The organism is Streptomyces sp. NPDC058375, from assembly GCF_042723425.1.
In the GTDB taxonomy this organism is placed as follows: domain Bacteria; phylum Actinomycetota; class Actinomycetes; order Streptomycetales; family Streptomycetaceae; genus Streptomyces; species Streptomyces durocortorensis.
Genome location: NZ_JBHXJG010000285.1, coordinates 1 through 8,964 on the forward strand (window position 1 = coordinate 1; position 8,964 = coordinate 8,964).

An 8,964-nucleotide genomic window follows, 5' to 3' on the forward strand; every position below is an offset into this window, starting at 1 on the left:
CCGCCGCTGTGCGCGGCGGTCCGCGGACTTTCCTCTGCCGCCGTCCACCTGGCGTTTCACGGCGGCCAGCAAGGCTATTCTGATGAGGCCGCTCGGAATGCGGATGACCACCCAGTAGCGGCCGAAGCTGCGCCGCGTCTTCTCATCCGTCGCGAGAATCCTGGTCTCCGTCGACAGCACCCCGTCGGCATAGCGCATATTGAAGCCGACCTTGGTGCAGCCGGGCTCCCGGTAGCCGCTGAAGGCCTCGCTCATGGGCCGGTCCGGGGTCACGGGGCCGGCCGGCGAACCGATTCCTCCGTACAGCAACTCATCTTCATCCAGGGCGAGTACGGTGTCGCCGCCCATGGCGAAGTCGTCGAGCACACGGCCGTCGGGTCGCAGCTTGTTACGGGTGAAGGCCAGGAAGAAGCGTGCCACCGGCGCCTCCCGCCAGGTGATCTCCTGTGCTGCCCGAAGCACTTCGTCACGCGGTGCGTCCACCGCCACCCAATGATGCTCGCGGAAATGCCATTTCGGCATGTGCTGATCGAGCAGGGTCGTCCCTGATTTCCTGTCTCCGGTCATGCCGGCGACGCTAGCACGCGCATCCACGGCAGTCCTCGGGTACGGCGTGGCAGCTTTCTGCAGTCATCGTTGTCCTCGCCGAAACGAGACTGTTAGACATGGCCGGGTCGGTGTGTGTCCAGCAGTTTCGTATTCATTACTGCATTGAGGGTGAGTTGTTGTGTCTGACGTTCGGGGCGCCCTTCTGTCTCTGACCGCTGCCCAGTCGGGCGTCTGGTACGCACAGCAGCTGGACCCGCAGAACACGATCTTCAATATCGGGGAATTCCTCGAAATCGAGGGACCGGTCGACGCCGGACTTCTGGAGCAGGCCCTGCGCAGCGTCGTCGAGGAGGCCGAGACCCTGCGGCTGCGCTTCATCGACGGCGAGAGCGGCCCCGCCGCCGTGCTGCTGCCGGCGGACGGCCTCGACTGGTCCCTGCACCGGGTGGACGTCAGCGCCGAACCCGACCCGGAGGCCGCGGCCCGGGCCTGGATGGCAGCCGACGCCGCCACGCCCCTGGACCCCGAGAGCGACCGGCTCTTCCTCTTCGCCCTCTTCAAGCTCGCCGAGGACCGCTACTTCTGGCTGCACCGATACCACCACCTGCTGGTCGACGGCTTCACCGTCAACATGGTGACCCGCCGCACCGCTCACGTGTACTCCGCGCTGGCGGCGGGCGAGGAGATCCCCGCCACCCCCTTCGAGCCGCTCGCACGGCTCGCCGAGTACCAGGCCGACTATCAGGACTCCGAGCGGTTCGCGAAGGACCGCGCCTACTGGATCGACCGGCTCAAGGAGTGCCCCGAGCCTGTCAGCCTCTCCGGTGAACAGCCCACCCTGGCCCGCTCCCTGGTCCGCAGCACCGCCCACCTCACCGCCGGCGAGACCGACCGGCTGCGCGCCCTGGCCTCCGACGCCTCGGTGACCTGGCCGCCCGCCCTGGTGGCCGCCGCGGCCGTGTGGCTGACCCAGCTCACCGGCGCCCCGGAGGTTGTACTCGGCCTGCCGGTCTCCACCCGCCTCGGCCGGACCGCCCGGAGCGTCCCCGGCATGGTCTCCAACGTGGTGCCGCTCCGTGCGGCCGTCGCGCCGGACGCCACCGTCGGCGAGCTGCTGGGCCGGGTCTCCGACGAGATGCGCGGGGCGATGAAGCACCAGCGCTACCCGTTCGAGGGGCTCCGCCGGGACCTCGGCATGCTCGCCGACGAGCGCCGGCTCGTCGGACCGCACGCCAACATCATGCTGTTCGACTACGACGTCGCCTTCGGCGGCCACCCGGCCCGGGCCCACAGCCTCTCCATCGGCCCGGCCGACGACATCTCCTTCATCGTCTACGACCGGGGTACCGGCGCGGGCCTGCAGATCGACTTCGACGCCAACCCGGACCTGTACGAGGAAGAGGCTCTGCGCGCCTACCAGCAGACCTTCCTCGACTTCCTGCGACGGCTCGGCTCCGCCACCCCGGACACCCGGGTCGACACCCTCGTACGCGACACCGAGCTGATCGCGGACCTGCCCGGACGGCACCGTACGCCCCGCCCCGCGACGGTGGCCGAACCGGCTGCCGCGGCCGCCGGCCACCGCGCCCCGAGCACCCCGCAGGAAGAGGCGCTGTGCCGCCTGTTCTCCGAGGTGCTCGGCGAGGACGTCACCTCGGTCGACGACAACTTCTTCCTGAGGGGCGGAAGTTCGCTCCACGTGACCCGGCTGGTCGGCCGCATCCGGCGGGAACTGAACGCCGAACCGACCCTGCGCACGGTCTTCGAGAACGCCACCGTCGCCACCCTCGCCCAGGCGCTCGGCCTCATCCCCGAAGCCCGCCCCGCCCTGACCGCACGCACCCGGCCCGAGCGGCTGCCGCTGTCGGCGGCGCAGAACCGGCTGTGGTTCCTGAACCAGATGCAGGACGGCAACGCCGCCTACAACGACGGCCTCACCGTGGAGCTCGCCGGCCGTCCGGACACCGGGGCACTGCGGGCCGCCCTCGCCGACGTCGTCGCCCGCCACGAGAGCCTGCGCACGGTCTTCCCGGTGCACGACGGCGCCCCGTACCAGCACGTACTCGCCCCCGGCGAGGCGCTGCCCGAGCTGATCGTCACGGAGACCGACGACGACCGGCTCGGCGCGGAGCTGGCGGCCGCCGCCCACCGGGGATTCGACCTCGCCACCCGGATTCCGGTCCGCGCCCATCTGTTCACCCTCGCGCCCGAACGGCACGTCCTGCTGGTGGTCGTGCACCACATCGCGGGTGACGGCTGGTCGGTCGCCCCCTTCACCCGCGACCTCTCCGCCGCCTACGCCGCCCGCCTGGACGGCACCGAACCCCGGTTCGCCCCGCTGCCCGTGCAGTACGCCGACTACACCCTCTGGCAGCAGGACCTCCTCGGGGACGAGACGGACCCGACGAGCGTCCTCGCCCAGCAGATCGCGCACTGGCGCAGCACGCTGGCGGACCTGCCGGAAGAGCTGGCTCTGCCCGCCGACCGGCCGCGCCCCGAGACCGCGAGCCACCGCGGCGGCACCATCGCGCTCCGGCTCGACCCCGAGACCCACACCCGGCTGCGCGACCTCGCCCAGGACTCCGGTGCGAGTGTGTTCATGGTGGCGCAGGCGGTGCTGGCGGCTGTTCTGCACCGGCTGGGTGCGGGTGAGGACGTTCCGGTGGGGACGGTGATCGCGGGCCGTACGGACGGGGCGCTGGACGACCTGGTCGGGTTCTTCGTGAACACGCTGGTGCTGCGCACCGACCTGTCCGGTGATCCGACGTTCCGGGAGCTGGTGGAGCGCGTACGGGAGACGGACCTGGCGGCCTACGCCAACCAGGACGTGCCCTTCGAACGGCTCGTGGAGATCCTCAACCCGGCCCGCTCGCTCGCCCGCCACCCGCTGGCCCAGGTCACCCTGGCCCTGGAGGACAACGAGGCCCCGGTACTCGACCTGCCGGGCATCTCGGCGACCGCGCGCGGCCTGGAGACCGACACCGCCAAGTTCGACCTCGCGTTCCGGCTCGGCGAGCGCTTCACCCCCCACGGCGACGCCGCCGGGATCGACGTCCGGATCGAGTACGCCCGCGACCTCTTCGAACACTCCACCGCAGCCGGCATCGGGGAGCGCTTCCTGCGGCTCTTCCAGGCCGTCACCGCCGACCCGGACCGCCGTATCGCCGCCGCCGAGCTGCTGGCGGACGCCGAGCGTGCCGAGATTCTCACCGGCTGGAACGACACGGCCCAGGCCGTCCCCCAGGCCACCGCACCCGAGCTGTTCGCCGCCCGGGCCGCCGCCACTCCGGACGCCGTCGCCCTCGTCGCGGGCGGCACCACCCTGACCTACGCCGAACTCGCCGACCGGGCCGGACGACTGGCCGCACTCCTGCGCGACCGGGGCGTTCGCCGCGGAGCCTCGGTGGCCGTGGCACTGGGCCGCTCCGCCGACACGGTCGTCGCCCTGCTCGCCACGATGGCCGCCGGGGCCGCCTACGTACCCGTCGACCCCGCCTACCCGGCGGAGCGCATCGCCTACATCCTGGACGACGCACGCCCCGCCCTCGTCATCACCACCGAGGCCCTCCGGGACGCGCTGCCCGACGACGGATGCGAGCAACTGCTCCTCGACCGGGCCGAACTGCCCGCCGAGGGCCACCAGGAGTCCGGCCTCGCCCCGCTGGACGCGGCGTACGTCATCTACACCTCCGGCTCCACCGGCCGCCCCAAGGGGGTCGTCGTCAGCCACACCGGTGTCGCCAGCATGGCCGTCGCGCACCGCACCGCGTTCGGGGCCGGGCCGGGCCACCGGGTCCTCCAGTTCTCGTCGCCCAGCTTCGACGCGTCCATGTGGGAGATCCTGAGCACCCTGCTCAACGGCTCCGCCCTGGTCGTCCCGTCCCCCGACCGGCTCGCCGCCGGCGAACCGCTCGCCACGCTCCTCGCCGAGCAGCGCGTCACCCACGCCACCCTGCCCCCCGTCGTGCTGGCCGCGATGGGCGACGCACAGCTGCCCGCCACGATGACCCTCGTCACCGCCGGCGAGGCCTGCTCCGCCGAACTGGTGGACCGCTGGGCCCACGGCCGGACCATGGTCAACGCCTACGGCCCCACCGAGTCCACCGTCTGCGCCACCATGAGCGCACCCCAGCACCCCGGAGGGGGCACCCCCACGATCGGGCGTCCCATCACCAACACCCGCGTGTACGTGCTCGACGCCGGACTCCACCCGGTGCCCCCGGGCGTCCCCGGCGAGCTCTACCTCACCGGCTCCGGCCTCGCCCGCGGCTACCACGGCCGCCCCGCCCTCACCGCCGAACGCTTCCTCGCCGACCCGCACGGCGCGCCGGGCTCCCGTATGTACCGCACCGGGGACCTCGTCCGCTGGAACACCGACGGCGAACTGGAGTACCTCGGCCGGGTCGACGACCAGGTCAAGATCCGGGGCTTCCGCATCGAACTGGGCGAGATCGAGACCCGGCTCCTCGCCCATGAGGACATCGCCCAGGCCGCGGTGATCGTCCGCGAGGACCGGGCGGGCGACCGCCGCATCGTCGCCTACACCGTCGCCGCCGACCCGGCCCGCCCCGGCGCCGGCCCGGCCGAACTCCGCGGACACCTGGCCGCGACCCTGCCGGACCACATGGTGCCCGCCGCCGTCCTGAGCCTGGACCGGCTCCCGGTCACGGTCAACGGCAAGCTGGACCGCAAGGCCCTGCCGGCCCCCGACTTCGCCGCCCTCAGCACCGGAAGGGCACCCCGCACCCACCGCGAGACCGTGCTGTGCGGCCTGTACGCCGACGTCCTCGGGCTGGAGACCGTCTCCATCGACGACGGCTTCTTCGACCTGGGCGGCCACTCCCTGCTCGCCACCCGTCTGATCAGCCAGATCCGCTCGTCCCTGGGCGCGGAGCTGTCGGTACGGGCCCTGTTCGAGGCGCCGACGGTGGCCGCGCTGGCGGAGCGTCTGGGCGATGCGGGTCAGGCGCGTGCGGCGCTGACGGTCCGGGAGCGTCCGGAAGAGGTTCCGCTGTCGCACGCGCAGCGCCGTATGTGGTTCCTCAACCGCTTCGAGGGCCCCAGCGGCACCTACAACCTGGGCCTGTCCCTGCACCTCGACGGCCGGGTCGACACCGACGCCCTGGCCGGCGCGCTGACCGCCGTCGTGGCGCGCCACGAAGCCCTGCGCACGCTCTTCCCCGACGAGGACGGCCGCCCCCGCCAGCTGATTCTGGACCCGGCCGACCCGGAGGCCCGCCCGGTGCTGGAGACGGCGCCCTTCACGCCGGAGGCCTTGAGCGCGGCGGCGGCGCGGGGGTTCGAGCTGGACCGGGAGATCCCGGTGCGGGCGCACCTGTTCACGGTGGCGCCGGACGAGCACGTACTGCTGGTGGTGCTGCACCACATCGCGGGCGACGGCTGGTCGTTGGCCCCGCTGGCAGGTGATCTGTCCTCTGCCTACGCGGCGTTGGTGGGGGGTGTCGAGCCGCAGTGGGCTCCGTTGCCGGTGCAGTACGCGGATTACACGTTGTGGCAGCGTGAGGTGCTGGGCGACGAGAGTGATCCGGTGAGCGAGCTGTCCCGTCAGGTGGACTACTGGCGTGGCCAGTTGGCGGAGCTTCCGGAAGAACTGCCGCTGCCGGTGGACCGGCCGCGCCCGCCGGAGATGAGCTACCGCGGCGAGACGCTGGAATTCGCCGTCCCCGCCGAACTGCACGCCCGCCTCACCGAAGTGGCGCGCGAGAGTGGCGCCAGCCTCTTCATGGTGCTCCAGGCCGCCTTGGCCACGCTGCTGCACCGGTTGGGTGCGGGGGCGGACATCCCGATCGGCTCGCCGATCGCCGGCCGCACGGACGAGGCCCTGGACGACCTGGTCGGCTTCTTCATCAACACGCTGGTGCTGCGTACGGATGTGTCGGGTGATCCGACGTTCCGGGAGCTGGTCGAGCGCGTACGGGAGACGGACCTGGCGGCCTACGCCAACCAGGACGTCCCCTTCGAGCGGCTGGTCGAGGTCCTGGACCCCGAGCGCTCCCTGTCCCGTCACCCGCTCTTCCAGGTCTCCCTCCAGCTCCAGAACATCCCGTCCGCCGACCTCGCCCTCCCGGGGGTCGACGTCCGGCACCACCCCGTCCGTCTGAACGCGGCGAAGTTTGATCTGTCGTTCACGTTGGCGGAGTCGGTGGAGGGTCTGGTGGGCTCGGTGGAGTTCGCGGTGGATCTGTTCGATCGGGTGTCGGTGGAGCGGTTGGCCGGACGTTTGGTGGGTGTGCTGGAGGCGGTGGCCGCGGATCCGGGGGTTCGGGTCGGTGCGGTGGATGTGCTGGGTGCGGTGGAGCGGGACCGGGTGCTGGGGGAGTGGGCGGGCGCGGAGCGGTTGGTGGAGCCGGTGACGTTCCACGGGTTGTTCGAGGCGGTGGTGGACCGGTCGCCGGACGTGCTTGCGGTGGTGGGTGAGGGGTTCGGTTGGTCGTACGGGGAGGTGGAGGAGCGGGCGAACCGTTTGGCGTGGTGGTTGATGGGCCAAGGGGTTGGGCCGGAGTCGGTGGTGGCGTTGGTGTTGCCGCGGTCGGCGGAGATGGTGGTGGCGCAGCTGGCGGTGTTGAAGGCGGGGGCGGCGTATCTGCCGGTGGATCCGGAGTATCCGGATGAGCGGATCGCGTACATGGTGCAGGATGCGGACCCTGCGCTTGTGCTGCGTGAACTGCCTTTGCTGGAACCTGACGTGGATAGTTCGCGTCCTGGTGTGGTGGTTGCTCCGGAGGGTGCGGCGTATGTGATTTATACGTCGGGTTCGACGGGCCGGCCGAAGGGTGTGGTGGTCTCCCACGCCGGGCTGGGGAGCTTCGCGCTGGCGGAGGTGGAGCGGTTCGCCGTCGACAGTCGCAGCCGTGTTTTGCAGTTCGCTTCACCGAGTTTCGATGCTTCGGTGTTGGAGCTGGTGATGGTGTTCGCGGCGGGTGCTGCGTTGGTGGTGGGTCCGGCGGGTCCGTTGGCGGGTGAGGTGCTGGCGGAGGTTCTGGAGTCGCTGGAGGTCTCGCATGCGTTGATTCCGCCGGTGGCTTTGGCGAGTGTTCCGGTGGGTGAGTACCCGTTCCTGCGGTCGTTGGTGGTCGGTGGGGATGCGGCGTCGGCGGAGCTGGTGGACCGGTGGGCTCCCGGCCGCCGGCTGGTCAACGCCTATGGTCCGACGGAGTCGACGGTCATGGCGACGACATCCGGTCCCCTGGTTGCGGGTTCGGGGGTGCCGGTGATCGGCACCGCCGTGCCGAACACGCGGGTGCGGGTGCTGGATGCTGGGCTTCGGCCGGTACCGGTCGGTGTGGCAGGTGAGCTTTACGTGTCGGGTGCGGGTCTGGCGCGGGGGTATCTGGGGCGTCCGGGTCTGACCGCTGAACGCTTCGTGGCGGACCCGTACAGCGGTGCCGGTGGGCGGATGTACCGCACGGGTGATGTGGTGCGGTGGACGTCTGATGGTGAGTTGGCGTTCCTGGGGCGTGCGGACGACCAGGTCAAGGTGCGGGGCTTCCGTATCGAGCTGGGCGAGGTCGAAACGGCCGTCGGGGCCCACGCTCACATCGGCCAAGTCGCCGTGGTCGTGCGGGAGGACACTCCGGGCGTGAAGCGCCTGGTGGCCTACGTCGTCCCCACCGACGCCGACGCCGGCGTGGACGTTCCGGTGATGCGGGCGGATGTGGCCGGCCGTCTGCCGGACTACATGGTTCCCTCGGCCTTCGTCGTCCTGGACGCCCTGCCGTTGACGGTCAACGGAAAGCTGGACCGCAAGGCCCTCCCCGCACCCGAGTTCACCGGAACGAGCGGCGGACGGCGGCCCGGCACCCGGGTGGAGGAGGTTCTCTGCGGCATCTTCGCCGAACTGCTGGGCGTGGAGGATGTGTCGGTGGATGACGGCTTCTTCGAGCTGGGCGGCGACAGCATCATCTCCATCCAGCTGGTGAGCCGGGCACGGAAGGCCGGCCTCGTCCTCTCACCCCGTGACGTCTTCCACCACCGCACCCCGGCCGCACTGGCCGCGGTCGCCGAGACGCTGTCCTCCCCGACAGTCGAGGACCCGGAGGCAGGACGGGGCGAGGCGCCGGAGACGCCGATCGTGGGCTGGCTGCGGGAACTGGGCGGCCCGGTCGACGGGTTCAACCAGACGATGCTGGTGCGGACTCCGGCGGGTGCGACGTACGAGCGGATCGAGGCGGCGCTCCAGGTGCTCCTTGACCACCATGACGCCCTGCGTGCGCGGCTGGTCCGGGGCGGCGGTGCCTGGTCCCTGGACGTCTCCGCTCCCGGCACGGTCCGGGCGGCCGATGTCCTCCACGTCGACGAGGGCGCCGGAGACATCGGCGCGGCCGCTGCGGCGGCGCGGCAGGGGCTGGCGCCCGAGGCCGGGGTGATGGTGCGGGCGGTGTGGTTCGCGGAGGC

Annotated in this window: 2 protein-coding genes; one reads left to right on the top strand and one right to left on the bottom strand. The window is 71.5% G+C overall.

Annotated features, from left to right (window positions below; genetic code table 11):
* A partial coding sequence (locus tag ACFWM7_RS30680; protein WP_383266768.1) for a hypothetical protein occupies window positions 1-567 on the bottom strand: 567 nt, incomplete at its 3' end.
* Between the two features lie 160 nt (window positions 568-727).
* On the opposite strand from ACFWM7_RS30680, the gene ACFWM7_RS30685 reads away from it, so the two are divergent.
* The coding region (locus ACFWM7_RS30685; RefSeq protein ID WP_383266770.1) for an amino acid adenylation domain-containing protein at window positions 728-8,964 on the top strand (8,237 nt) is incomplete at its 3' end.